The organism is Pantoea sp. AS142 (genome assembly GCF_037152305.1).
Classification (GTDB): domain Bacteria; phylum Pseudomonadota; class Gammaproteobacteria; order Enterobacterales; family Enterobacteriaceae; genus Pantoea.
Map to the genome: position 1 here is coordinate 262,070 of NZ_JBBCMO010000003.1, position 26,759 is coordinate 288,828.

At 51.6% G+C, this 26,759-nt stretch carries 17 protein-coding genes and 3 pseudogenes; 10 read left to right on the top strand and 10 right to left on the bottom strand.

Annotated elements, in window-relative coordinates:
* Positions 1-213: 213 nt before the first annotated feature.
* The gene (locus WFO64_RS09215; protein ID WP_337010951.1) at positions 214-570 is read left to right on the top strand and encodes a hypothetical protein; all 357 of its coding nucleotides are present in this window, start codon (positions 214-216) and stop codon (positions 568-570) included.
* A 110-nt stretch (positions 571-680) separates the two neighbouring features.
* On the opposite strand, the gene WFO64_RS09220 is transcribed toward WFO64_RS09215, so the two are convergent.
* Together WFO64_RS09220 and WFO64_RS22550 are read right to left on the bottom strand one after the other, a co-directional pair.
* Positions 681-1,421, bottom strand: a complete 741-nt coding sequence (locus WFO64_RS09220; RefSeq protein ID WP_337010953.1) for a YoaK family protein — start codon at positions 1,419-1,421, stop codon at positions 681-683.
* Positions 1,422-1,669: 248 nt separating this feature from the next.
* A pseudogene (locus WFO64_RS22550) lies at positions 1,670-1,756 on the bottom strand (DHCW motif cupin fold protein); the annotation flags it as partial.
* On the opposite strand from WFO64_RS22550, the gene WFO64_RS09225 reads away from it, so the two are divergent.
* Together WFO64_RS09225 and WFO64_RS09230 are read left to right on the top strand one after the other, a co-directional pair.
* Positions 1,720-2,073 carry a hypothetical protein gene (locus tag WFO64_RS09225; RefSeq protein WP_337010955.1) on the top strand — a complete coding sequence of 118 codons (354 nt, stop codon included), beginning with the start codon at positions 1,720-1,722 and terminating at the stop codon, positions 2,071-2,073. The pseudogene WFO64_RS22550 and the gene WFO64_RS09225 sit on opposite strands and share 37 nt — an antisense overlap.
* Before the next feature lie 147 nt (positions 2,074-2,220).
* Positions 2,221-6,750 carry an ATP-dependent helicase gene (locus tag WFO64_RS09230; RefSeq protein ID WP_442956143.1) on the top strand — a complete coding sequence of 1,510 codons (4,530 nt, stop codon included), beginning with the start codon at positions 2,221-2,223 and terminating at the stop codon, positions 6,748-6,750.
* 89 nt (positions 6,751-6,839) lie between these two features.
* Here WFO64_RS09230 and WFO64_RS09235 read toward each other — a convergent pair whose 3' ends face one another.
* Positions 6,840-7,043 carry a hypothetical protein gene (locus WFO64_RS09235; RefSeq protein WP_337010959.1) on the bottom strand — a complete coding sequence of 68 codons (204 nt, stop codon included), beginning with the start codon at positions 7,041-7,043 and terminating at the stop codon, positions 6,840-6,842.
* Between the two features lie 41 nt (positions 7,044-7,084).
* Positions 7,085-7,330: a hypothetical protein gene (locus WFO64_RS09240; RefSeq protein WP_337010961.1), complete on the bottom strand. Its 246-nt coding sequence runs from the start codon at positions 7,328-7,330 to the stop codon at positions 7,085-7,087.
* Here WFO64_RS09240 and WFO64_RS09245 point away from each other — a divergent pair.
* Positions 7,303-8,063: pseudogene (locus tag WFO64_RS09245) on the top strand (oxidoreductase). The gene WFO64_RS09240 and the pseudogene WFO64_RS09245 overlap by 28 nt on opposite strands.
* A 35-nt stretch (positions 8,064-8,098) precedes the next feature.
* Here WFO64_RS09245 and WFO64_RS09250 read toward each other — a convergent pair.
* From WFO64_RS09250 to WFO64_RS09260, 3 genes and pseudogenes are all read right to left on the bottom strand, one after another.
* Positions 8,099-9,598 carry an alpha/beta hydrolase gene (locus WFO64_RS09250; RefSeq protein ID WP_337010963.1) on the bottom strand — a complete coding sequence of 500 codons (1,500 nt, stop codon included), beginning with the start codon at positions 9,596-9,598 and terminating at the stop codon, positions 8,099-8,101.
* A gap of 17 nt (positions 9,599-9,615) precedes the next feature.
* A pseudogene (locus tag WFO64_RS22555) lies at positions 9,616-9,890 on the bottom strand (hypothetical protein).
* A 535-nt stretch (positions 9,891-10,425) separates the two neighbouring features.
* Positions 10,426-11,874: a sugar porter family MFS transporter gene (locus WFO64_RS09260; RefSeq protein WP_337010965.1), complete on the bottom strand. Its 1,449-nt coding sequence runs from the start codon at positions 11,872-11,874 to the stop codon at positions 10,426-10,428.
* Positions 11,875-12,492: 618 nt separating this feature from the next.
* On the opposite strand from WFO64_RS09260, the gene WFO64_RS09265 reads away from it, so the two are divergent.
* The 4 genes from WFO64_RS09265 to WFO64_RS09280 all read left to right on the top strand — a co-directional run bounded on the left by WFO64_RS09265 (position 12,493) and on the right by WFO64_RS09280 (position 13,703).
* On the top strand, positions 12,493-12,762 hold the full coding sequence (locus WFO64_RS09265; protein WP_337010967.1) for a hypothetical protein: 270 nt from the start codon (positions 12,493-12,495) through the stop codon (positions 12,760-12,762).
* A complete protein-coding gene (locus WFO64_RS09270) occupies positions 12,740-13,015 on the top strand; it encodes an SDR family NAD(P)-dependent oxidoreductase (RefSeq protein ID WP_337011052.1) in 276 nt (91 codons plus the stop codon). The genes WFO64_RS09265 and WFO64_RS09270 overlap by 23 nt, the downstream gene beginning before the upstream one ends.
* A gap of 81 nt (positions 13,016-13,096) precedes the next feature.
* On the top strand, positions 13,097-13,264 hold the full coding sequence (locus tag WFO64_RS09275; protein ID WP_337010969.1) for a hypothetical protein: 168 nt from the start codon (positions 13,097-13,099) through the stop codon (positions 13,262-13,264).
* A 226-nt stretch (positions 13,265-13,490) separates the two neighbouring features.
* Positions 13,491-13,703 carry a hypothetical protein gene (locus tag WFO64_RS09280; protein ID WP_337010971.1) on the top strand — a complete coding sequence of 71 codons (213 nt, stop codon included), beginning with the start codon at positions 13,491-13,493 and terminating at the stop codon, positions 13,701-13,703.
* Positions 13,704-15,322: 1,619 nt separating this feature from the next.
* Here WFO64_RS09280 and WFO64_RS09285 read toward each other — a convergent pair.
* The 3 genes from WFO64_RS09285 to WFO64_RS09295 all read right to left on the bottom strand — a co-directional run bounded on the left by WFO64_RS09285 (position 15,323) and on the right by WFO64_RS09295 (position 20,046).
* Complete coding sequence (locus WFO64_RS09285) at positions 15,323-16,294, bottom strand: ParB family protein (RefSeq protein ID WP_337010974.1); 972 nt, start codon at positions 16,292-16,294, stop codon at positions 15,323-15,325.
* A 7-nt stretch (positions 16,295-16,301) separates the two neighbouring features.
* On the bottom strand, positions 16,302-17,501 hold the full coding sequence (locus WFO64_RS09290; protein ID WP_337010976.1) for an AAA family ATPase: 1,200 nt from the start codon (positions 17,499-17,501) through the stop codon (positions 16,302-16,304).
* A gap of 1,615 nt (positions 17,502-19,116) precedes the next feature.
* Positions 19,117-20,046: a RepB family plasmid replication initiator protein gene (locus tag WFO64_RS09295; RefSeq protein ID WP_337010978.1), complete on the bottom strand. Its 930-nt coding sequence runs from the start codon at positions 20,044-20,046 to the stop codon at positions 19,117-19,119.
* A 1,714-nt stretch (positions 20,047-21,760) separates the two neighbouring features.
* Between WFO64_RS09295 and WFO64_RS09300 the strand changes: the two genes are divergently transcribed.
* Together WFO64_RS09300 and WFO64_RS09305 are read left to right on the top strand one after the other, a co-directional pair.
* Positions 21,761-24,832: an autotransporter outer membrane beta-barrel domain-containing protein gene (locus tag WFO64_RS09300; RefSeq protein ID WP_337010980.1), complete on the top strand. Its 3,072-nt coding sequence runs from the start codon at positions 21,761-21,763 to the stop codon at positions 24,830-24,832.
* Between the two features lie 555 nt (positions 24,833-25,387).
* Entirely contained in the window at positions 25,388-26,758 is a 1,371-nt protein-coding gene (locus tag WFO64_RS09305; RefSeq protein ID WP_337010982.1) for an aldehyde dehydrogenase family protein, read from the top strand.
* Position 26,759 lies beyond the last annotated feature (1 nt).

Sequence of the window (26,759 nt, forward strand, 5' to 3'; positions counted from 1 at the left end):
AACGCAGGCGTTAATAATGAAAATTATGGACGAACACAAGCGCCTCAAACGCAATTGATGAATAACCATGACTTATGCTCTCCTGGCTTGATATATAAAGCTGGATTTCATGCTTTGATTGCCGTTCAGTTTAAAAAATTTTGTTAACATCGAAATTAACTTTTTTGTTAAGCGAACTAAAACAAAACGTCCGAATTTCTACAGGAAAAATCGGTGACCTATAAATCTTTCATCCTGATTCTACTCACCACAACGCTTATATCTGGCTTTCTGCTTCTGCCAGGCCTGAGCAAGCTGAAGCACAATCCTGAGATTGACTCTTTGGCCAGCAACCCCGATCTTGCCTTTCAGGTTTTTAGCCAGTGTAAAACAGACGTAGCTGACGAGAAGCGTTGTTACGACGCTTACAGCGCAGCCGTCAATCTTGCGAACTCAACGGATTGCTCATCTGAAGGGATTAGACAGCAGTTCAAATTCAAAATGCTGGTTGAGAACAACGTCGTCCGCACCGTTAATGATGAGATAAAAAAGGTTTGCCCGAATGCACGCATCAAAATCTCTGAAGGCTGATTCAGGCGAAATCATCTCATGCATACGCGGACATGATGTTAATCATGCGGCTACAGCTGGTGATGCTTAACAGCCAGTCCCAGGGCAGAACAACCCTGGGACTGGCTGGATTAGTAAAGGCTTCTGCGGGTACGCTGAACGGTGACGGCAATGGCCGTCAAGGCCACCAGCATCAGAAAGACGCCCAGTCCTATCATTGCGTTAAAGCCATAAGCTTTGAACAGCAGCAGACCGGCAATACAGCCGCTCAGGAAGGAGAACACCGTGGTCAGATGGGTGTGCAGAACCTTCTGGAAGAAACGACGATCGTCGGTTTCAAGATGTACAGCGTGCGCAGTGTGAGCAAAGATCCACGAACCCAGCGCAATGCCCGCATCGGTCAGTGTGCCGGTAATATGGGTCGATCTGACGCGGCCATTGGAGAGTTGCGTCGAGGTCGCATTGTGAATCCCCATTAAAAAGCCCAGCATCACCAGGACTTCCCCGTTAAAGCTTGGCCGGTAAAACACACTCTCAAAGATCGATGCTGCAGTCAGCGCTGCCCCTTCCGCCAGAATGATCAGACAGAAAATGGTGCGTAACTTATGTTTGAGCCCCATCACTACCGCCAGCCGGGCAACGGTACAACCCAGCACAAAGGCAATAATCAGCGCCATTAAAAACAGCATCATATGGAGGTCGCTGGTGGTGACTTCCGCGGAGATTTGCGACGTGTTACCGGTCATATGCGAAGGGAAAAATCCAAACGCGCCCAGCGCCATGGCATTAAGAATGCCGGCTGTGGTGGCCAGCACCAACGCCAGCAGTCGGTCTTCGGTATGCGAACGAACTTTCTTCTTTTTTATCAGCACAGGCTTCCTCACATCAGGTAAATACAAAACGTTTTTTATAAGGCTTCAAGCATACAACCTGATGGAAATTATTCCTGTCAGAACCAGATAACTCTGATGAAATAAGCCATTAATTTTGCTGATTTTTATAAAGCTGATTCAGTTTACTTTTAAAAGTGTCAATGACGCGATGAATGACCTGCGGATAATCACCAGGGAGGTTGATAGTCAACTTAGTCAACGATAAAGCGTTGCGCGCCTGTGGATGCTTAGGATCGATGTAGTTCAGCCTCGTTCGCGACCTGATAGCTGAGGCCCGGTGTCAGCACGAAACGGCGGCCATCGGCCAGTTCAGACCGACCTGGCCGGCAGTGTCCTGGGTACGCAGGACGTGGATAACGGTAACACCGTCAGTCTGAACGACGACGGTACGGAGGACAGAAGCCAGGTGGTGACCCATCCCTGGCAGTATGAGGTTCCCTCCCTGCCAGGTCGTCCGGTGAGCGTGACCGAACAGTTCATCGGTGAAGCCGCCCTTACCAGGGCGCATTACGTCTATGCCGACCACCACGGATGCAAAAGGCAACCTGACGCGGGTGACATACGACGTGGCGGGCCTGCTGTCAGGTTGCTGGCGCAACCAGCAAGTTTTGAAGCTGCCATCACGGGATAGTGCAGCTATTCCTTGACGCATCAGGTCGGGCCTGAACAGTCACTGAATACATCCCATCACGAGCCCCCCTGATACACAAACGGCGATTTTCACTTACACTCAACGGATTAATTTCATGCGCAGTTGCTGCGCGATGTTGTGAGTATGATGTCGAAATCCCAATCTGATGTGGTATTAGCCCGGTTTTCACCGGCCACACGACGTTGGTTTTCTGCCGCGTTTGCTGCCCCGACACCAGTACAGCAGGCCGCCTGGCAGGCCATCGCCAGCGGAGAACATGCGCTGGTGATCGCCCCTACCGGCTCAGGAAAAACACTGGCGGCCTTTCTGACCGCCATCGACACGCTGTTTCAGGTCAGAACCGGCCAGCCCGCGCTCACGCGAGAAAACACGACCCGCATTCTCTATATTTCCCCTGTCAAAGCACTGGCCGCTGACGTGCAGCGCAACCTGAATCAGCCGCTGGCAGGCGTATACGCCGAGCGGCAGGCGCTGAATGACCCCGAGCTTATCCTGAACATCGGGATGCGCTCCGGCGACACTCCCAGCGCAGAACGCGCCAGGCTGTTGCGCCGCCCGCCCGATATCCTGATCACCACTCCCGAGTCGCTCTTTCTGATGCTGACATCAAAAGCGCGCACGACGCTGCAAGGCGTGATTACAGTGATTGTCGATGAGGTGCATGCGGTGGCGGGGTCAAAACGCGGTTCCCAGCTGGCGCTGAGCCTTGAGCGTCTTGATGCGCTGTTGCCACAACCTGCCCAGCGTATCGGGCTTTCTGCGACGGTGCGACCGGTGGAGCGTATCGCAGCCTTTCTTGGGGGCTGTCAGCCCGTGCAGGTGGTTAATCCGGCCGCCGACCGCACGCTACACCTGACGATTGAGGTGCCGGTCGAGGATATGACAGATATTGCCAGCCCTGGTGACCTGACCAGTGAAGCCACGCCTGCCAGTGGATCGATCTGGCCCCATATTGAAGCGCGTATTTTGCAACAGGTGATGGCCCATCGTGCCACGCTGGTGTTTGTGAATTCGCGTGGCCTGGCAGAAAAACTTACAGCGCGACTTAACGCTCATTATCTCTCCCGGCAGACAAACGCTGACGATCAGGAGGCAGCCTCTGACGACAGCGACGATCTTATTGCCCGCTCACATCACGGTTCCGTTTCTAAGGAGCAGCGAGGCGAGATTGAAGCCGCCCTGAAGCAGGGCAGGTTGCGCTGCGTAGTAGCGACCTCCAGCCTGGAACTTGGGATTGATATGGGGCCGGTAGAACTGGTGATCCAGGTGGGCGCACCGCTGTCGGTCGCCAGCGCATTACAGCGCGTTGGTCGTGCTGGACATCAGGTTGGCGGCGTATCAACCGGCATCCTGTTTCCGCGCACCCGACGCGACCTGCTGGACTCAGCCGTGACCCTGCAGTCGATGCGGGCGGGCCAGCTTGATGCGCTCGCACCGCCGCGTAACCCGCTCGATATCCTGGCGCAGCAGACGCTGGCGGCCGTCGCAATGGATCCGTTGCAGGTTGATGAGTGGTACACGCAGGTCTGCCGGGCCGATCCGTTTCGCGATCTGTCACGTCGGCTGTTTGATGCCACGCTCGATATGCTGGCCGGAAAATTTCCATCCGACGCCTTTGCTCAACTGCGGCCGCAGTTGGTGTGGGATCGTCTGAGCGGTATTTTGACGGCGCGACCTGGCGCGCAGCATCTGGCCGTGACCAGCGGTGGCACCATTCCCGATCGCGGCATGTTCAGCGTGGTCCTGCCGGAAGGAGAAGAGCAGGCTGGCTCACGCCGGGTCGGCGAACTGGATGAAGAGATGGTGTATGAATCACGGGTTAATGACATCATTACGCTGGGTGCCACCTCATGGCGGATACAGCAGATTACCTACGACCAGGTGCTGGTTGTACCCGCGCCTGGTCGTCAGGCTCGTCTGCCTTTCTGGCGCGGAGAAGGCGTTGGCCGCTCGGCTGATTCCGGTGCCAGCCTCGGCAGGTTTCTGCGTCAGCTGAACACCGCTTCACCGGACTCTGCGCAAGAACAGCTTCGGGCGCTGGGACTGGATGCAAGTGCGGTGACGAATTTGCTGGCCTTGCTGGCAGAACAGCGCAACGCGACCGGCGTGCTGCCGGATGATCGCACGCTGCTGGTTGAACGCTGCCGGGACGAAATCGGCGACTGGCGGTTGATCCTGCATTCGCCGTGGGGAAAACGGGTCAATGCGCCCTGGGCGCTGGCGATTACGGCTCGTATCCAGCAACGCATGGGCATTGATGCTTCTGTTGCTGCCAGCGATGACGGCATCGTTGCCCGCTTTCCTGCCAGTGAGGGACAATTACCTGGTGCTGACCTGTTCATATTCGACGCCGACCTGCTCACCCAGGAAGTCACGGAAAGTGTCGGCCAGTCGGCGCTGTTTGCCGCACGCTTCCGTGAATGTGCCTCACGCGCACTGCTGCTGCCAAGACGTAATCCCGGAAAACGATCGCCGCTCTGGCAGCAGCGGCTGCGCGCCGGTCAGCTGCTGGAAGTCGCACGACAGTGCGACGATTTCCCCATCCTGATCGAAACTGCACGCGAATGCCTGCAGGATGTCTACGATCTCCCTGCGCTGCACCAGCTGATGGAACAGTTGGCACAGGGCAGCGTAAAACTGGTTGAGGTGACGACCGAACAGCCCTCCCCTTTTGCCGCCCCGCTGTTGTTCGGCTATGTCGCAGAGTTTATCTACGCCAGTGATGCCCCCCAGGCAGAACTGCGCGCTTCACTACTGGCGCTTGACAGCAATCTGCTGGGTGAACTGCTCGGCCAGACCAGCAAGCGTGATTTACTCACAGCTGACGTCGCTGAGCAGGTTGAACGGGAGCTGCAGCGCGTCAATTCCCGCTATCAGGCACAGCGAACCGAAGGCATCATCGATCTGCTGCGCGAGCTTGGCCCGCTCTCTATTGCTGACCTGGCGGCACGTTTTAGCGGCAACGATCAACAAGTCGCTGAGGCGCTGACGCCGTTCGCTGCTGCCCGACGGGTTATCCCGGTCACACTCGCAGGCGAGGATCGCTGGGCAGTCATTGAAGACGCGGCCCGCCTGCGCGATGCGCTGGCCATCGTGCTGCCTGACGATCTGCCCGAGACATTTCTGGAGCCGCAGGCCGATCCGCTGCGCGATCTGATTAGCCGATACGCCCGCACCCATACGCTGTTCACCGCCCAACAACTGGCCACGCATTTTGGTCTCGGGGTGGCCATAGTAAATAAGATGCTGCTTTCCCTCCATCAGCAGGGCAGCCTGATGAATATGGGCGCGGCAGCGGGCGAATCTGAAGCAGAATGGGTCTCCACAGCGATTTTTAAACGGCTGCGATTACGCGCACTGCAATCAGCTCGCGAGGCAACCCAGCCTGTTCCACCCGCTGCCTGGGTCAGCCTGCTACTGGAACGTCACGGCGTGCTTAACCAGCAGCGCGAAGTGCATCAGGGCGACGGCGGTCTGTTGCGAGTGATTGAGCAGCTCGCTGGCGTGCCGTTACCGGCCTCGCTGTGGGAGTCACAAATCCTGCGAGCCCGAATAGCCGACTATCAGCCCGCAATGCTCGACGAATTGTTAACCAGTGGCGAGGTGATCTGGTGCGGACATAAAGCGCTGGGTCAAAATGATGGTTTGATCTCACTTCACTTCACTGAATTTGCCGCTGAAACCCTGCCGGTGATTGGCAGCACGCAGCCTCTCACGTCGATTCAGCAGAACACTCTTGACGCATTGAGTCGCGGTGGCTCGTGGTTTGTTCATGAGATCATGGCGCAGATGCAAGAGGTTGAGACGCAACCCACCGACATCTATGACGCGCTGTGGCAACTGGTGTGGCAGGGCTATGTCACCGCCGATAGCTGGATTGTGGTTCGTGGGCTGCTTAACACGACAAGCGTCATCCGTTCACGTCCCGCGCGTACCCTGCGCACCCGTTTTGGTCAGCGCTTCACCTCAGGTGCGCTTCCCGCGCGCCGTCCGGCGGTCACCACACTGGCTGGCCGCTGGTCGCGGGTTAACCGACAGGCCGTTACGCCTGCCCGGCTTGCCGTGTCGCTGGTGGAAAATCTGCTCGACCGTTATGGGGTGATCAGCCGTGGCTGCGTGATTGCAGAGCCGATCCCCGGAGGATTCCCTGCGTTACAACCGGTGTTACGCAGTATGGAAGATGCCGGACGGCTGCTGCGCGGCCGGTTTATCACCGGTGCGGGCGGTGCGCAGTTTGCCGACCACCAGACCATTGAGCGGCTGCGGGCACTGGCTGAAAATCCTTTGACCGCTCCAGAGGCTGTGGCGCTGGCCGCACCTGACCCGGCGAATCCGTTTGGCGCGATGCTGAGCTGGCCTGTCCATGCCAGCGGCACCCGCCCGACCCGACGTCAGGGCGCACGGGTGGTGATCGCAGGCGGGGCGCTGATACTCTATCTGAAGCCAGGAAGTAAGGAGTTGCTCACGTTTACCCGTGATCTCACACGGCTTGAGGCCGCAGTGGCGGCGCTGGGCGCGGCGCTGAAACGTGAAAAGTCTGCGAGTTTCACGCTGGAGACGGTGGATGGTGAACCGGTGTCGCTGTCACCGCTGCTTAACGCGTTGCGTCACGCCGGTTTTTCGCGGGTGCCACAGGGGGTTAGCTGGTATAGCTGAGTTTTTTCGCGCACAAGTCGATTAAGGCCAGAATCGGTGCAAGAATTATGCGCCGATCGTTGGCGTGAAGCGCTGCGGGCCGGAAAAAGTCACCCACCGGGTTGCAGTCGCGGTTCTGGCCTGCTGCTATCGAGGGCTGGCCTGAGCCACGCATCAAACAGAGAGATCACACCACTTCCGATGATGGCCGGCTCTACCGCCAGCTCCATTGCGCCGCCGACTGTGACCACCAGCAGTCCGCTGGTTTCAATGCTGATGGCTTCACCCTCACGCCTGACGTTCATGTCAGCCATGAGACCACTGGCATAACGTCCACACAGACAGTGATACTGGATTAAATCGCGTGGATGACCCGGGTGGCCATATTCAGCAAGACAAGCTGAAGAGACAGCCAGCGCGAACCGCTACTGTCGGGGGCCAATCGGCCACGCCACCCTATCCGGCTCCAGCCGCTCACCCTGGCGTATCCCGGCGTCACACCTGCCACAAAAGCATTTTGAACGCGATTCTCCGCAACAATTTCCTGCCGGATATCGCGATAACGCCGCAGGAATTCCGGCACCAGCGCGGACAGCAGCATCCTATTCGATCGCCATTGAGGCTGGCGTCAATCATATCGACACCAGCGACGTTTACGGCCCGCACGAAACCAACCAGCTAATTAAAAAAGGCGCTTTTCCCTTATCCGCAGAATCTCCCCATCGTCACCAAAGTGGGAACCCGCCGCGACGCGAGAGGCGGCTGGCTGGCTGGCAGCGATGGAGCCGCAGGCGCTGACGCAAGCTGTGGAAGATAACCTGCGCAACCTGAAGCTGGACGTGATTGAGGTGGCGAACCTGCGCAGTATGTTACATCCGGCCAGACCCAAAGAAGGCTCTTTGACGCCACAGCTGGAAGCGCTGCTGGCATTACAGGCGCGCGGGCTGATTCGCCATATAGGCCTGAGTAACGTCACTGCCACGCAGATTGCAGAAGCGCAGGCGATGACGCCGATTGTCTGCGTGCAAAATATGTATAACCTGGCGCATAGACAGGATGATGTGCTGGTGGATCCACTTGCACAGCAGGGTATTGCATACGTGCCGTTTTTCCCGCTGGGCGGCTTCTCTCCATGACAATCGGAACAGCTTAATGAAGCAGCTGCATCCCTGAATGCCACGCCGATGCAGGTCGCGCTCGCGTGGCTGCTGCGGCGCTCACCCACTGTTCTGCTGATCCCGGGTACCTCATCACAGGAGCACCTGCAGGAGAATCTCGCCAGCGGCAACCTGTCACTGTCGGATGAGGTGATGGAAAAGCTGAATGCGCTCTAACATCAGGCCCGCACCGTACGGGCCTGATGATCTCTTCAGAAATGGCTGAGGCAGGCTGCGAGTTGCGGTTTGTCACTGCAGCTGATGTGATGATCGATTCGGTTAATCATATAGGGGTAAAACGGGTTAGAGGTGGCGCGCATAATCGAGTCCAGCCCAACAATCAGCACCGCACTCTCCCCACGCAACGACAGTGTGCCAAAGCTGATACCAAACTCATTTTTCTGCGCGGGCGCACTGCCATATAAACTATCCTCAGCCGGGAACGGAATCGCGACGTGCGACAGGGAGTAGAGTCCCGCAGGATAGTTCATTGCCAGTGGCTTAATCCGTTCCTGATTGTCACCGGCAGGCACGCTTTTTGTCACCATTTCGAGCGACGTGGCGGAAGCATTAGTAATAACCGTGGAAGCATAATGGCGACGGGTAGCAGGCAATAGCTGATTAACCGCCGTGTATGAAGAGTGGCGAAATAACGGACTCACGCTGACTGCCTGATTGATATCAAACAGCACCAGTTCGCTGCCATTTTCCGGCAGGGAGTTATAAAGCGAACGGATTACTGAAGGCGTACTGACGGTGGAATCCATTACCGACTGAAAAGTCAGCACGGGCGGGAAACCGAGCAACTGCTGATTACGCGCGTAATGCAGGATCTCTTTCTGCAGCGCCTGCGTCAGCAAAAAAGTTTGTCGGGCGGCGTGTACCGGAAAAGAGTTATATTTAAACGGATTAAACTCCGGCACGATATTCAGCCAGGCCGTTTTCGCAAAGGCCGGGAATACAGAAGGCAGTCCGGCAATACCTGCGAACCGGGCAAAACGGGTTACACCTATCATCGGCGATAACAGTATTAGTTGCTGCGGATGGCGCAGCGTGTGATCGCCCAGGCTGTCGAGCGCATATTTTACCGCCAGCGCACCACCGTTGGAGAAACCCACCAAATGCAGCGGCGTCTGCGTGCCCGCCAGTCGAGTCGCTTCCCGCACGGCCAGGCGTGTGGCAGCCATCCAGTCTGGCCAGTCTACATCCGTCAGACCCGCCGGCACCGTGCCGTGACCCGGTAATCTGATCGCCACTGCCACATACCCCTGCTGACGGTAGGCTTCTGCCACATGACGCAGACTATAAGGACTGTCGGTCAATCCATGTAACAGCACTACCGCGCCGCGCGGCGTGCCCGTCGGACGCAGAATATAGGAACGGTTCCAGTCCGGTGCGAAATGACCCGGGTAGATCATGCTGCCAGAATAGTATCGGTTGAGTGGCGTTTTCTCGTCCGCATCTAGTTTGTCACTAACCTCATGCTTCATCTCATCGAACAAATGATTTTCTGTATTGACGTAATCGGCGTACGTCGCTTTATCGAGTTGTTCCACTGTCAGTTCATGCGGAATCCAGGTGTGCCAGCGATGTAACTCTGGCCCACGCTCCGCTTCATAGATTCGGATAATCAGCAGCAAGAGTATCAGCAGTCCGGCCGCCACCGCTAAGCGCCAAATCCTGCCTGTAAAGGGTTTCCATTTCCGGGTCATCAATCCTTTCCTAAAAATTAAAATCCATAACGAAACCACGCGAGTAAAACGTCGCCATTCTTGTAAGTGCCCGGAAAATTGTTATTCTGCACATCCAGCGCCTTATATCCGGCAGAGAAACGCAGCAGAATGACGGGCAGCGGAAAAGCGTTACCAAAATCTTCGTGAGCATGATACCCACCATTAATCCAGCCCCAAAGCGAAAGTCCTGATTCGAACCGGGATACGCGCCCTTCTCCCAGCCATAACCTATAACCGGCGGCCATTCGTTGTATGAATCTTCAAATACCATCACATAAATCGTTTTTTTCTTTGTCGTTTATAACGCGGGCATGCCAGCTGATCAATGGCAGGTAGAGATCGGCGTGCTGAGGTGCGTTCCAGGTCTGCACAACATCGACAGTGAATCCATGCCAGCAGGTGGAGATGGGGCGTGTTCGGTATGCAGCGGTCCAGTGGTCAGCAGTACAGCACTCACTATCATTAGTTAAAATTTTCATGGTGTACCCTGATCAACGTACGCAGCAGATGAAAAATGCGTATAGCGCAGAGCCTGTTGCAGTCTTTGCCAGCGGACAGGATTCGCTTAACCTGCGGATAGTAAAAGAATACGAGCAGATCTTTTAGTCGGGCTTCGGCGATTTCAGACTGAAATCGCCAGCCTTGCATGATAACCCATCAGAAGAATCATGCTGATTACAGTGAATGTTGTCTGCTTTTGCTGACAGAAAAATGAATGAGATCGTGAAATGAATGCGATGCAGCGGTGAGCAGGTAAGAAGGTGAAACCGGATTCAGCCGCTGGGCTGAATCCGGTGGGAGGCTTATCAGGCTTCAGCCTCTTGCGGCTTTTCACCAAACTTCTCTTTCATGTGTGACTCAATCTCCTCCAGGCTTTTTCCCCGCGTCTCCGGGACCATCGCCATCACGAAGACCAGCGAACCGACGTTAATTGCGGCAAAGATGAAGAAGGTTGTGCTGCCGGCATATTCCATAATCGGTGGGAAGCCAAACGCCACTATAGCGTTAAAAATCCACTGTAATGAGACAGCGCCACCGGTTAATACGCCACGCAGCTGCATCGGGAACAGCTCCGACATCATCAGCCAGTAGACCGGTGAGATGCACATCTGCATGCAGAACAGGAACAGCAGAATACAGGCCAGGGCAAGATAGCTTTGCATCAGACTGGAACTCATAAAGGTCATTACGCTGCCCAGCATGATCTGAGCAGTGACCACCAGACATAAGCCGGTAATCAGCATGGTGCGGCGCGGGAAGCGGCTGATTGCCCAGATGCCGACACAGGTCGCCAGAACAGAAACTACGCCGTTACCGATAGTAGCGGCAATGGAGGCACTGGTACCCAGGCCAGTCGACTTCAGGATAATCGGCGTATAATACATAAAGCCGTTGACGCCGGTGAACTGTGCAACAAAGCCTAGTCCGACACCGATGATCATCAGTCGGATGACCCACTTCTCGCGGATCAAGGTTTTCGCATCCGGCCCGCGTTCAGCCGCCCTTGCCTGCTTCTTCATCTGCGCCATCTCATGACGCACCTCACGCGGTGTTTCACGCAGATACTTCAGGATTTTTTTAGCCTCTTTCAGGCGCCCTTCCGCTACCAGCCAATGAGGCGATGCGGGAACGAAGAAAGTGCCAACAAAAAGCAGAAAACCGGGCACCATTGCAATTGCCAGCATATAGCGCCAAAGGTGTTCATCATGCAGCAGGTAGCTCAGCAGCGTACTGGCAACATAAGCAATGAGCTGCCCGGTGACGATCATCAGCTCATTGCGGCTAACCAGTGGCGCACGCAGGCGCGGTCCGGCAATTTCGGCGATAAACACCGGCACGGTAGAAGAGCCGCCACCGACAGCAATCCCCAGCAGGAAACGCATTGCCACCATGACGTTGACGGAGGGTGCCAGAGCAGTACCCAGTGAACCCAGCACAAAAATGACCGCCAGGCTGCGTAATGTAATACGACGCCCAAAACGGTCGGAGAAAAAACCACTCAGGAAAGAACCGACGGCGGCACCGAACACCAGCGAAGAGGCCACCAGCCCTTCGGTGAATGAGTTCAGGCCGAGGCCACCCTGATCGGGCGGTGAGCTCATATAAGGTAGCGCACCCGAGATAATCCCGGTGTCATAACCAAAAGCCAGCGCGCCCATTGTGGCAACCAGCACGACCAAAAAAATACGCTGGCGTACCGTATCGGCAGGCGCGTGATCGCCCGCATCACCAGATTCTGGTGTATTCATACTCATAATATCCCTGCCATTAACAAGTTAAACATCCGTTTGATTAAATTTCATACGGAATAGAAATGGAAAAAAATTTCCGATAGTGTAAAGAAGTGTAGACGGTATTTTTAAGTTAGCATTTAGCAATGCGATTTTTAGGATGGGGATGATCAACTGAAGAAATTAACCAACGTAATAGTAATGTTGAGAAAGTTGTTCTGACAGCAAATTAACACGCTAAGTTCGACCTGACTCCGGTCAGGATAATGCACGACCCGATGAAACGGTGCAAAGCCGCACGGCCAGATCCGATGGTGAGGCCTGACGGGCAGACTCGCCTGTCCTGGCAAAACTCTGACCAGTTTCCCGCTGCGCAGAAAATCCTCAGCCATATCAATTCTGATCGCGCCCCTGCCGGTAGCGATACGGAACCCTTTATAATGAGTCTTCTGAAGTGGACAATGCCACTTGAAAAAAAAGTTACGATGATTACAGTTGACGCTTCTCAGTGCGGCTCTGGTTGGGCTAAAGCCGCCTGAGTTGCTCAGCATGGTGGGCACGGTGGTACTCAATTTAGTTCTGTAGGCCGCCCAAGCCATCGCACTCTCACGGAGAGACAGACATCCTCGGCTGGCCACCGATATGACCAATCGCCTCTTCTTTCGTCGAGCCATCGACCCGGTAGTTGAGCACCACGGCCATAGTGATGTACTGGTCAATAAGATGGTTATTTCACAGCCGGTTAAAACACTGCAAATTGGGAGCGGGGATTACCACAGTATTCTCGATCTTAGTCCGCGCGGCCCCCTGCTGATGTCTCAGGTGGGGATCCCAACCCTGCGGCAGCATTATCTGCCTTTTCTCAGTATCAGCACAGCGCAGCGGCGGGATTGTCAGCGGCACGCACCATAGTGCAGCCAAAGCGGGCGTAAAGGGCCGGACTAAAGCGTGGGTGCGCGAGTTTGGCGCCGACCAGATACGCATCAGTGCCCTGACACCCGGCATGATTCAGACGGAGTTAACCGGTGGTTTATTACAAGATAAACACTGCCACGCATCCTCGACAGTATTCTGCTCGGCCGATTGGGTATCGCCAGCGACATTCTCAACGCCGCACGATTTCCCACCGGTAATTTCTCTGGTTATCTCATCGGTATCACGCTGAATTGAAACGGGCATGCGGATCCATTAAACCGTGCCCTTCTCTGACCGCCCTTCTGACGGTCTGACGTCGGGTGTGAACACCATGACCACACTTACTATGCGCGCAGCTAATGCTGCTCGCGATATCACCTATCGCGACATTGGCTGCCGCCTGATGCTCTGCTATCTCTGCCTCTATCTGGAACACGTCAATGTCGTTTTCAGTAAATTAAAGAAGATGAATGAGTGGTTACTCAACGGAACCGTATAGGGACTGGATACAGTGCTCTTTTTCATCGGCTATTGCTTTTTTTAGTGCCTGGTAACCTGATTCTGATCCGGGGCTTCGTACGCCGCTGGCATATGATTGTTCCGATGCTGATCTGACACCCCTGACTAACGCTGGACACGCTGCTGAGCCATAGCTTCTGCATATCACCGCACTCCCTCTGTAATGTGCCGCTGCGGGCATTCTATCTGCCTCATCGATTTTCTGGATGTTGCTCACCAATCTCTTAGGCGGCATCGCCGCTGTGAACTGTATTACCCCTCTGGCCGGTTTTTTCTCTCCGTGGCTTACTGATGCCATCACCACCGCAATCAGTGCACCGGCTTTTGAAATGTATTTTATTGCTGCTGTCCCGCTGGGTGGTACGCAACTGCCGCGCTCCCCAGTTGCGCCTCATCATTTGCGGTACCACATGGGCTAAGGAGTGGCGTTTCTGGGATGCAAGGAGAAAACCCACTTTATTCAGGTCGAAGCTAACGGATAGGACACGGTCCTGACCACACCTGAGCACGGAGTCCGAGATGAGATCACTTCCGCAAAAAAAATCTGACTGCATTCGTCATGATTGATTAGATTGCTGCAGAGGGTTAGCCCACAAATTCTGTTTTCTTTAGGCATGCACGACTCCCTGTTGCAGAGAAGTGCTCAGATAGAGTCGGGCTGCCGGACGATTTAAGTAAATGCTTGAGGCAGGGGAAGCGCAACATTTTAACCTGCTGGTTATCACCGCTGAAATCGATTGATAACAGGCAGATTAGGCCAAACCATGGCGGGGCTGCTACTGCGAAATTATGTGGCACCGCGCCTCAAACAGATTGCTTTGCCGAATGCATTTCTGGCGGCGGGCGCATCACCGACACAGCATGACCGTTATGGCATTTCAACGAATGGAGGGATAAAGCAAATTACCGCAGGTTCAAGGCCTGATTCCTGTTTAAACCGCGCATTGCCCGATTCTTTATCTATACCTTCTGTACAACCGTGGTAAATCTTCTCTCTTCGCTGCATCCGGTCCCTTTACAATGATCTGTTTACTGATTGCAGTGGTCAGCACGCTCTGCGCATTAGCACCGATACTGATAGTCGGGTTCAGTACGTAATGAACAGCATTAATCCTGATTCACTGTAAACAGCTCTTCATCTGTCATAACCCTTTGCCCGGTGACCTTGTCGTGATTTTCACCATTCAGTAAACGCGGTCGTTCACTTTACCTCCTACAGTGAATCTGATTCCTGACAGCTAAATTGTGGTTGTGACTGCGCACTGACAACAGTTTTATGTTCATCAGGTTTAGGGGGTATTAACCGCCAACGTCAGGCGTTGTATTCCGCATACTTAGAAAATAATTTTATCCAGAGAGAAAAGTTATCCACTTTTTCTGTGGATAAGTGAGGGATATTTTCTGAGTATCTTTTTTCACATTCTGTTTATATCTTTGCTGTCAGTAGGTGGCGCGTATTTTACGATGTCACCAGTTCGCGACTCAGCGAGAAAAGAGCAGTTTTTACCTGCAAGCATGGCGATTTCAGGCTGAAATTCTTTTATCTTCTACATAAAAAACAATCACTTAAATTTAATAGCTTTATGGCGTAGTTATTCGCGGTAAAAGGCTATACAGAGTGATTAATTGAATATCTTAAGCAGGATGGCGGTTACTGAGGATTAATGAAAGGGGATTGGTCACTAATGAACCAGCATCAAAAAATCTTTACTTGCAATATTGCATCCGTTGAATGGGCCATGGCAGCACTGAGATTAATCAACGCTGACTTCATGTGAAAAAAACACGCTATCTCTCTTCATGATTAACGCAACGTAAAAAGGGCAGTGTCAGTGTCAGTCGGAATGGCGATTCCATGTGATTCCGAACCAGGTCCATCTCATCAAATCATTAAAATTCAATAAGTTAACACAAAAACATGTTTACAATGGCTGGCGATTTCAGCCTGAAATTCGCCTGCCACACATCTCTGTAATCGACTGTTGACCAAAAAGGTAAAATGAAAGCCAGCGTTTGACGCTGGCTGATTTTGGATGAGTTAACGATTGAGATATTTTTTCAGCGTCTCAGCGATGACTTTATCCAGCTCTTCCTGCAACTCTTTTGACTGCCTGTTAAATTCATAGCTGAACATCCGTCCGCGCACTTTTTTACGGGCGAAGCGATCTTTATCAGCAAAAGACCAGAGCGCAGTTGCCTGAGTTTTGTCTTTCTCGGGTTCTTTGATCAGGGTCTGGCTGCGCTGCCGAATCAGACGCAGGATATGATTTTTAAGCTCATCCTCGGCCAGACCTTCGCGGGCACAGACTACATCAATTTCAGTTGAAATAGAGTTGATTAAGGTTTCAATGCTTTGCCCTGATTCACTTAACTTGTCAGCAGCCTGCAGCAGCGCTTTATAGTCGGGATAGGTCAGCTCAGCGTGATCAGGAAAGAGCAAGATAAGATCGGCTGGAACACTTGCCGCCTGCAATGCACGTGTCACTTTTGCCTGTGATAACCCCTGGTTTTCAGCTATCTCTTTTTGCGACAACCCGCCATCCTTTAGCGTTAAGAGACGCATTCCTACTTCACGCAGATTATGTTCCCGTGCCGTCTGAATATCCTGTGCCAGTCTGCGTGCCTCATCCGCGGTGATAGCGGCATCTGTAACCAGCACGTCCAGACCCGTTTTGCAATAAAGCGCGGCAGCACGGCGACGAGAACCGTCGAGAATCTCGATACGGTCATCACGCATGACACCAATGGCTGGGAAGAACTGCTGGAGCTTGATGGTGCGAATAATGTCGCGCAGCGAGTCGGGCGTCAGGCCTGCCTGATCGCGACCATTGGTTTCCATTGTTACAAAAGTTTTGCTTTCAACGTCGCTGGCACCAATTCGCTCAAAACGAAACCGGGCGCGCTTGCCCGTGGCCAGAACGAATGTCTGGTTATGCTGGTTGTCTGGCGTCTCCGTTTCCAGTGGAGTCTGGCTGAAGGTTCTGCCAATCGTAATTCTTTTTGCGCTCATACAAACCTCAGTTCAGGCGAATAAATTCGATACGGTCGAAGACGGCTTTTGCAAAGTCCTCAGCGGCAGATCGTGCATTTTTCAACGCTTCGCTGCTGCCAACGTAGGTCGAAGGATTGGCCGAGATAACCGTATCAAAGGACTCACCACAACGTTCGAAACCATCAAGGCGGGGAAGGGCAGCATCAAGCATATCGCCGCCAAAAATCTCTTTTGCCAGGCTGTGGCAGAGTTTATGGTCAGCCTTGTTCGAGAGCTTGGACATAAAGCCGATGTTGCCCTGCAGGCGACAGGTTGCACCGGAGTCTTCAATAATTCCAATCAATTCCGGAAGACGTGTCAGGTATTTCAGCGTCGAATGAAAGTCGACCTGAGCCGGTGGTACCGGGGTCATCAGCAAATCAGATGCCGCTATCGCGTTCTTCAGAAAAGCATCAAGATGTGGGCCGCTGTCGATAAAGATAAAGTCATAATCTTTTTTCAGCTTGGCAATGACATTGTCGTACAAAACGGCATGCACGTTCTGTTGTGGCAGATGTTCAGCACAAAGCTGATCCCAGCTTGAGGCGATAAAGGCGTCATCGATTGAGGCAGGCAGCACATCCACACCCGGAATAATCGACGGAACGATGAATTCGTTTACCAACTCATCACGAGAGACATTCTGCAGCATCGCCTGCGCCGCTGTCGCTTCCACCAGCCCTACCGAGCGCTCGTGATTTAAAAACATAGTTGCAGAAGACTGCGGATCGAGATCAATGACCAGAATGCGTAAATCTTCAAAGAGCAGATGAGGATGCGCACGCAGCGCATGTGCCAGCGAGACGGTAGAAACCGTTTTAGAGACGCCGCCTTTCAGATTTCCGACAAAAATAGTGTAAGCATCACTGTGGCGATCGCGATACTTCGGTACACCACGATGATGATAGATATCGATAATGTTCTGAATTGACATAGCATATTTTACAGAAGAACCTGCCGCGCGTTTATCAAACTGATAACCACTCTCTTCCATCTCATTGACTGCATAATCTACACTGGCGCGTGTCAGTTTGGGCAACTTTGCTAATGCCGCTTTGGCATAAACCTGATAGTAGGTATTTTCATGCAGTTCCTGCTTTTGCGCCTGGATTTGCTCGGTGAGGCTTAACAGCATGCGCTCTGAACGCTGTGCAACCTTCATCACCTGTTTTTCATCATTAGCCATAGTTGCTCCAAACATGTAGGATTTATGACTTTATACAGAAATCCTGCACATGAGGCAATAATTTATCCTCTCAACATAATCTGCGTTTTTATGTCATAGCACCGTTTTTGGTGAGCTTCATCACATATCCTTACAGCCCACACCAACCCTGCATGTCAAATATGGTCAGTGTTCACTGTAATCAGCAGTCCATTCACTGCAGTGAGTAAACAGGTCTAAAAATCAGCAGACAAATCAGATGCAACCTGAGAGCAGGGGGAAATGGTGGCAAGGAACAGCGTTGACAAACCAAACGTTCACTGTAATCAGTAGAGTCAGATTCGTATCAGGTGATTTTGTAGGAAGGACGTAAGCATTATTGAGACTAATGGGTATTTAATCAGTTGTTATATGAGTTACAGCGGATTTTTACCGATAAATAATTCAAACATTCACTGTAATCAGTAGCTTTTCAGTGAGGAGTTTCAGTTTGAGGTAACATTCACTGTAATCAGTAACCTTGCTCATCAGGCGGCGGGTTTTGGGCTACTGACATAAACCTTCACTTTAGTCAGTAGTGATCTGGTAAGAGATCCTTAGCGGGTCATTAAAGCATCGGCATCAGATGAGTGAACATACACCCGCCGCCTCAGTACAGGCTTTATTCAGCAGCTCCGAAGAGAAGCGCCCATTAACGTTTACTGTAATCAGTGATGCCGGACAGGGGAGAACATTCACTGTAGTCAGTAAAGCTAGCATGACCTCGCTAACATTCACTGTAATCAGCACAGTAACTGGGTTCTTATAAGGCAAAGGTTTAGCCTCTAGTATCGTGAACTGAAAATGAATATTTTAGCGGCCCCTGATTATGACAACGCTCAGGCAGCTATGCATCAACTCGAGAATATCAGCACTGCACCCAATGACTTCGCTCTAACGTTCACTGTAATCAGTAGCAGGTGAGAATGTTGGGTCACATTTCAGCAAACATTCACTGTAGTCAGTAGGGCGTTCACTGTAATCAGTATGACGTCAGTATTCGATCACGACAGAAACCAAACCTCTCTCATCTGAAGATTCAGGTAGCAACGTTCACTGTAATCAGTAGTCGACACGGCAAGCAGTCTAAAGGGGTAATATACAGGTAAGGGTTCTGCCTGTTAGAGAACATTCACTGTAATCAGTAACAGTGTCACGCTGGTCACGCCCTAAGCGTAAACCGCATCAATTCCTGAATAGTGCTACAGCCAGTAATGATCTTTAATAACAGCACAGAGCGCTGACATTCACTGTAGTCAGTGAAAAGGTTCACTGTAATCAGTAAAGGCACCATCGCTAACCGGACTCTGTACATTCACTGTAATCAGCAAACACCGAATAAGTTAGTGCTGACAATAATGTATGTGAGCACACACTTACTTCCAGGCGCATACGAAGAGGCAGGTTAGGAATAAAGGGGCAGGGTAGCGGTGTCGCATAGTACCCCGGATACTGATTACAGTGAACGTTACTGATTGCAGTGAATATCCGGACTGTACTGATTATAGTGAATGGGGGAAGGGATTGAGCAATGTTACCACCAAGGGATAAAGTGACACTGCCACGCTGAAATGCTGATTACAGTGAACGCGCGTTATTAATCATCAAACTCGATCTCATCCAGAGAATCGATACTCTCCAGATTATTGATGCCATCGAGCTTAGGCGTGCGGCTGTGGATAATGAAAAAGACTGAGCGCCCACGCTTCACTTCTGAGTAATCCAGATAGCCAATCTCTTTCAGCTGCTCCATAGCGCGGCGTACCACATGGTTTTGCGTGGTGGTCTTAGAGCCGAGATTGAGGCGCATACGCAGGCGTGCAAGCGAAATAGGCGCTGGATTAGTCGGCAGACTCTCCAGGAAGGTATAAAGCGCCTGAGCAGACTCTTTTCGCTTAAGACGGGATATCGCACGGAGCTGTAGCAGCACCTTGTGATCGAAATTGTAGAGTTCGAACAGCTTAGGATCGGCCTGAATGCGCACAATATCTTTTTCGCGATCGTAATAAGCAGACTGAACAAGGTGGGTATGGTACGCCTTGCCGTTGCCTTCAAAGGAGAGAGTATTTGTCGCAATGCGGCGTAAAGAGGCATCCAGGCGCTTACGCAGCGCGGCTGAAGAGTTGGCAGAGGGAATGCCACACATCTTCACAAAATCGATAAACGGCAGCGTGACCGTATCGCCTTTGGTCGGATAGCGGGAGAAAGATTGAATAATCCCCGCCCAGGTTTTGAAATCGTTATCCATATCCAGCCGCGCGCCGGTAATGGTAATCTTTTCGTAGCCTTCTGCTTTCACCAGCGTGAGGTTCTTTAGCTCTTTAGTGGCATCCGTTGATGCCATCGCACCGGATTTACCGCGAGCGGTCGATTTCAGCGTTGGCACGAACAGCCCCAGACGCATTAACGCCACGGGCTGAACGGTATTATTCTTGTTGGGATGAAGTTGAATAACTTCACCACTGTTTTTCGTTACTGACAGAAAAGGTTCTAATAACGCTTTGTTTTCGTTGTCTTTATCTGCCATGGCGTAAGATCTTCATTCTGTGGATGAAAAGGATCGTTTTCTGACTACAGTGAACATTAGCACTGTTTACAGTGAACATTCTACCAGGTACAGTGAATAAAGTACTGATTACAGTGAACACTTTACTGATTATAGTGAACGCGACCACCCTTCCAGCCCTTGTGGGGCGCGGCCTGCAGCGATCGGGGATCTCTTAGGATCTCTCTAGGATCTATTAAGGATCGCTTTTTAGGATCTGGGGGCTGTATAAGTGGATAACTGCCTTTTAAGACTTACTGACCGAACGCAGAATCGCTTCACAATGGGGCAGCACTCATCGTTGTTCACGTCCATGAAATTCATACCATTCAGGCACTGAGGCAGATGTAAATTTTTCACTACTCTGAAACTCACAAACAGTCTGCGTCATTTGTCTGTCGTAATTATGGGTAACGAAACAGAGTGCTTCTTTCCATCACGCACCTGTGATAGATCTGCACTGCGCCATGACGGGACGTATTTCATCAGGCTGATATCCCGTGTATAGGTTTTCAGCTAATTCACAATCATCCGCGCTATTTTGCACAACAGTAAAACAGATAATCGCCGCACAGGATGCAATCAAAAGGATCGCGGTGCTGAAACGCTATACTCATCTGCGATTAGCATCTCCTTGATCACCGCTGCTGGATTGTTCGCCCCCACCGTACCTTACTCTGGCGACAGCTTTACACCACGCCCGCGGTAAACCAGAAAACACCATCTGAGAGTGCCACTCTGAATTACACATTTTCAGGCAGCTCACTATCTCACGCTACGTCAGCGCCTCAATGTCCTGCTTTTCAGTATTATGGTCGTGATAACTCTTTCACCCAGCGTAGTGCACAAGCCGGGAACAGGTTATCAGTGTCTTCTTCACATAACGACCCGGATATCTCACGGTTTTTGCCATGCGATGTATTTCTGGACAGGTAGACATTCTGGCATTTTCCTCTGACCTTAAATATAAGCTCGCGCCCCGGAGCGTATGTGGTGATATGCAGCTGGGATGCATAGAAGCGCAATACCACTGCCAAAACTTACAGTGGACACGGACGCATATTCCTTCATATCACTGGTACGGGGGCCGAAAGTGGCCACTTTGGGGACGGCTTCGTTTTCTATATCACGCTGGTCACACGCATCCAGAATGAAAGACCAGCAGGGGTTGTGGGTGTAGCGTAGGGTAATGCCTTACAGCATGGATCGGATCAATTCTCTGTCTGCTGTGGACGGCTGTGTGCCCCCATATTGCCACTATGCTCGAGTATGGCACTTGCGACCGTTGCAGGCGGCGCATCCACGGGCTTCATCAGCTTCATCCCGTCCCATTCGCGTTGTGAAAAATTATCAGCTTTAACAAAGAGCAGAACGGTACCCCAGTTTTGGCGGGTGGCGGCTTTTTCAATTTGCGGTCGGCAGGCTGTCCCGCCCTTTAATTTTTTCCTCAAAAGACAACAAATGTTGATCCATTTGCCTATAATTTGTAATTAAAAGTAGTCAATGTTGTTATAACATCAGTACCAAAAATCAATGAAGCATAAATTAATTATCTAATTATCTAATTATCTAATTGTATGATTTTCATGGTTTTTTTGGCGGGCGCATTAAGATTTACACATGGTTTTACCGACAGACTAGTAGTAATTGATCTGTTAACTATCGTATTTCTTTCAAACAATGCCTGGAGAATCTGATGTCACAACGATCATTACTTACAGCATCAATACCGATTTGCCTGCTAATTAATTTCAGTGCAAATGCTGCAGATGTTATCTACACACCTTCAGCGACGCTTGATTATATTACTTATATAAATACCCTTCCTATTAACGGAAATTTAATTGCTTCATCTGAATTTACGACTGGACATGATACTCTTATTAATCAAGGGTCTGTATCGGGTAATGTAATTAATAATGGCGCTATTTTACAGTTAGGGAACGGCCAGGGCGTTACCGGCTCTTCGGGCATCATTTCTGGAAGTCTGATCAATTCATCTTCGGGCACCGTAAACGGTTTATTTAATGTTATAGGTAGTACTGTCTCCGGCGATTTGGTTAATAGCGGTACTGTTCTTGGTGAGGCACTTAACACTGGCACTATTTCTGGTTCATTTATTAATTATGGTAATTTCGGTAATGACGGGGCTTTTTCAAAAGTGGAAAATATTGGAACTGTCGGTGGCAGTCTGATAAATGCTGGCACCGCCAGGGGGGTGATTCTGAACGCCGGGAGTATCAGCGGCAATCTGGTTAACGAGGGGACTATCAGCAGCGACCCAGGAATTGACAGTAATCAGAGGGGCACCCTGAATAACGCCGGGGTCGTTGAGGGAAACATCGTCAACACTGCTACAGGGACAATTAATGGTAGTCTGCTCAATGATTCTGCGGGTGCTGTCGAGGGAGATATGGCTAACTTTGGTCGTATCCTTTCTGACGGCAACCTTGCGGGGGACATGGTCAACCGTGGTTCGGTTGTGGGATCAATGGTGAATGCCGGGACAATTGGCGTCTTATCTTCTTCCACCGTATCCGGAATGTACAATGATGGAACTATTGGTAAAGACATGACCAACCTCGGTACTGTAAATGGGGCAATGAACAATAACAGGTTCGTAACGGGCAATATGATTAATGCAGGAATTGTTGATGGCGATCCGGTAAGCGACAGACAGGATGGCGGCAGTATGTCCAACAAGGGTACGGTTAACGGCAGCATGGAAAACGCCACCGGGGGCACACTTACAGGTGAAATGGTCAATGACTCAGGCGCATTAATCTCGGGGGATATGATTAACGCGGGTACCATTACTGTTGACGCCACTGAGGTAAACGTTGGCCGGGCTTCAGGTAATTTCAGAAATGATGGCAATATTAGTGGCAGTTTAATTAATACCGGTACAGTTCAGGGCGGTATCGCTAATACAGGTTCAGTCGCGGACAGGTTAATAAATACGGGAACCGTTAAAGGTGATATTCTGAATGCCGGAATTGTCAGTGGCGGTATATACAATTCGGGGACGGTTGAAGGTGGCATACAATTGCTGGATACATCGCTGACACTTGAAGGTTATGAAGCCTCCATTGCCGGAAATATCACGGGTAGCGACCTGTCGGTTATTCATGTAGGTACCGCTGAAAATGCGGCAGACTATATTGCCTCATCAGGTAACGATGCGACGACAGGAACGATCTCTATTGCACAGGGCAGCCGTCTTGAACTTTCTGATGGCGTGCAGTGGACCGCATCGTCCTCGCAGTCAGATGCTATCAATAATAGCGGAACCATTATTCTTAATAATAACAGCATCCTGAATGGTAACCTGACTAACTCAGGAACCCTGAGCCTGAGCGATGACAATAGCGTCTCAGCAACCATAAACGGCAGCGTTGTAAACGCCGGCGCATTCATCCTCAATCCCACACCCTCAAGCGCCGGGAATACTTTGACCATCAATGGAAATTATGATGGACAGGACGGCAGTTCGGTTTCCGTTGGAAGCGTGCTGGGAAGTGACAATTCATTATCTGATAGACTCGTGATTACAGGTAATACAAGTGGAAGCAGTACCCTTTATGTTGCAAACGAAAACGGTTCTGGTGCCCAGACACTTGAGGGAATTGAGCTTGTCAAAGTAGAGGGGATTTCCTCCGGTTCTTTCACCCAGGGAAACCGAATAGTCGCGGGTTCTTATGATTACTCTCTAGTGAAAGGTGCCGATGGCTGGTACCTTACATCTTACTATGTAGCTCCTACTCCGAATCCGAATCCGAATCCTACCCCTGGCGCTCAGGCGGTCCGTCCTGAAGCTGCCACTTATGCTGCTAATCTTCAGGCCGCAAACACCCTGTTTCTGATTAGTTTACATGACCGTGAGGGTGAAAAAGCTTATGCAGAAAATTCCGGAGGATTGTGGTTACGCCAGGAAGGTGGACGTGACAAGGTCAGAATGTCGGACAGCCAGAATAAAACTGCCGCCAACCGCTATGTGGTTCAGTTAGGAAGCACATTATGGAAAAACACGGTTAGTGACAAAGGCAGTTTTGAGGTGGGTGCGATGGGAGGTTATGCCAGTCAGAGCAGTCATACGCAAAACAGCCTGACAGGATATCGCTCTAAAGGTTCTGTTAATGGATACAGTACGGGATTGTATGCCACCTGGTACCAGGATGCGGAAGCAAAATCCGGGCTTTATGCTGACACCTGGCTTCAGTATGCCTGGTTTAACAATGAAGTGAAGGGAGACGACCTTGCTCCCGAGACTTATAACAGCCGTGGATTCATTGGATCTGCTGAATCTGGTTATAACCTGCAGGTTGGAAAATGGACGACCCGCACAGGCATGCAAAATACGGTCTGGTTGCAACCTCATACCCAGATAATCTGGAGCGGCGTACGGGCAAACGATCATACCGAAACTAACGGTACACGCGTCACCGCAAACGGTGAGGATAATGTCCAGCTGCGATTAGGTATGAGAGCATACATCAATGGAAAAAGTGCTTTAGACAGAACAAATTCCCGCGAATTTGAGCCATTTGTTGAGGCAAACTGGATTTATAATACTCACCAGTATAGTACTGCTCTGAACGGTGACGTTGATACACAAAAGGGTACGCGCAATGCGGGTGAACTTAAAGCAGGAGTTGAGGCTCGTGTCAGTGATAAGATGTCTCTCTGGACAAATGTCGCGCAAATCATAGGCGGAAAAGGGTATAGCGATACACAAGGCATGATAGGCGTACGGTATGCCTTTAAATAATATTTATCAGGTTTTTTGAAAATCTTTGGAATCTGTACTGACCATGGAGTGAATGCCCCTACGCCGATAATGCGTTACATCAAAAAGGATATGGGCAATGTCGAAAGGACTCGATTATCCGAAACACCGCAGCTGGCTCAGTTATTTCTGATTGCCCGTGAGCCAGCCAAATAAATCTAAACTGAGACCAACCTCAACAACATACTTAACCCGTTCATTCGTTCATTTGTTCGTTCAAATGATTGTTGATGTTGCGCTCAGTGTACGAGAGGGAGCCTGAACCCGGCTATGCTAAAAGCGTCAGTAAAGGCTGCAACGGGCAACAGCCTCAATCGTTTATTCCCAGGGCACTCACCTCCCTGTACCCTGAACTGACCATTGTCAAGAAGTCCGCGACGTAGCAGCATCAGAACGGTAGCAATCAGCTCTTTCATGGAACTCTGCACAGCATGTATTCTCAACTAGTAAACAACTTCATCACTATTATTCATTTTTCATCACCAATTATGGCGCGTATCGTTTCTGTATCACTCACAGAATGAGGAAAACGACACCATGACTGAACATGCCCTATCACGTAACCCCGCAACAGGTGAAATTCTGGCACGCTATCCTCTGCTAAACAGCGTCGAGCTGGAGCAAACACTGGCAGCAAGCGCATCTGCTTTTGCAACATGGCAACACAGCAACATCACAGACCGGGTGCGCGTATTGCGTCAGCTCGGCGAGCAGATCCGTCTGCGTGAACCGGATCTCTCCCGCATGATCACGCTGGAGATGGGTAAACCTATTGCACAGGCCCGTGCTGAAGTTCTGAAATGCGCTAACTTATGCGACTGGTATGCAGAATATGGCCCTGCCATGCTGGCCGATCAGCCGACTCAGATTGCCGACGCGTGGCAGCGATTCCGTCCCATCGGGGTGATACTGGCTGTGATGCCATGGAATTTCCCCCTGTGGCAGGTTTTGCGAGGCGCGGTCAGCATGATACTGGCTGGCAACACCTATCTGCTGAAACACGCGCCTAATGTCATGGGAAGCGCCACACTGATGGCTGAGCTGTTCAGGGCAACTGACCTGCCGGCAGGAGGCTTTAACCTGATCAACGTCGACAACGAGGGTGTCTCCGTGGCAATCAAAGATGACCGGATTGCTGCAGTAGCAGTAACCGGCAGTGTGCGGGCTGGTGCTGCAATCGCCGCGCAGGCGGGTGCCGCACTCAAGAAAACCGTGCTTGAGCTGGGTGGTTCCGATCCCTTTATCGTGCTGGCGGATGCCAACCTGGATGAAGCGGTCAAATCCGCAGTAATCGGACGTTTTCAGAATACCGGGCAGGTTTGCATGGCTGCTAAACGCTTTATTGTAGAAGCGCCGATTGCGGAAGAGTTTGAAAAGCGCTTCACGGCAGCGGTTCAGGCACTCACGATGGGCGATCCGCTGGACGAAAACACCTTCCTCGGCCCAATGGCACGCGCCGATCTGCGTGACGAACTGGATGGACAGGTACAGGCAACGTTAGGTGAAGGTGCGCGTCTGGTATTGGGCGGCGAGAAAGTGGCAGGGCAGGGTAACTACTACGCACCGACTATTCTCGCTGATGTTACCAGCGATATGACTGCATTCAGACAGGAGCTGTTCGGCCCGGTCGCCGCCATTGCCGTGGCGCGGGATCCACAACATGCACTGGCGATCGCCAACGACAGCGAATTTGGCCTCAGCGCCACTGTCTGGAGCAACAACGAAGAGATTGCCGATCGTCTGGCACTGCAACTGGAAGTCGGTGCCGTATTTATCAATGGCAACGGCGCGTCAGATCCCCGCGTCACCATTGGTGGCGTCAAGAAAAGCGGCTACGGGCGTGAGCTGTCACACTTTGGTGTTCACGAATTCTGTAACGTGCAGACCGTGTGGAAGAATCGTCGCTAAT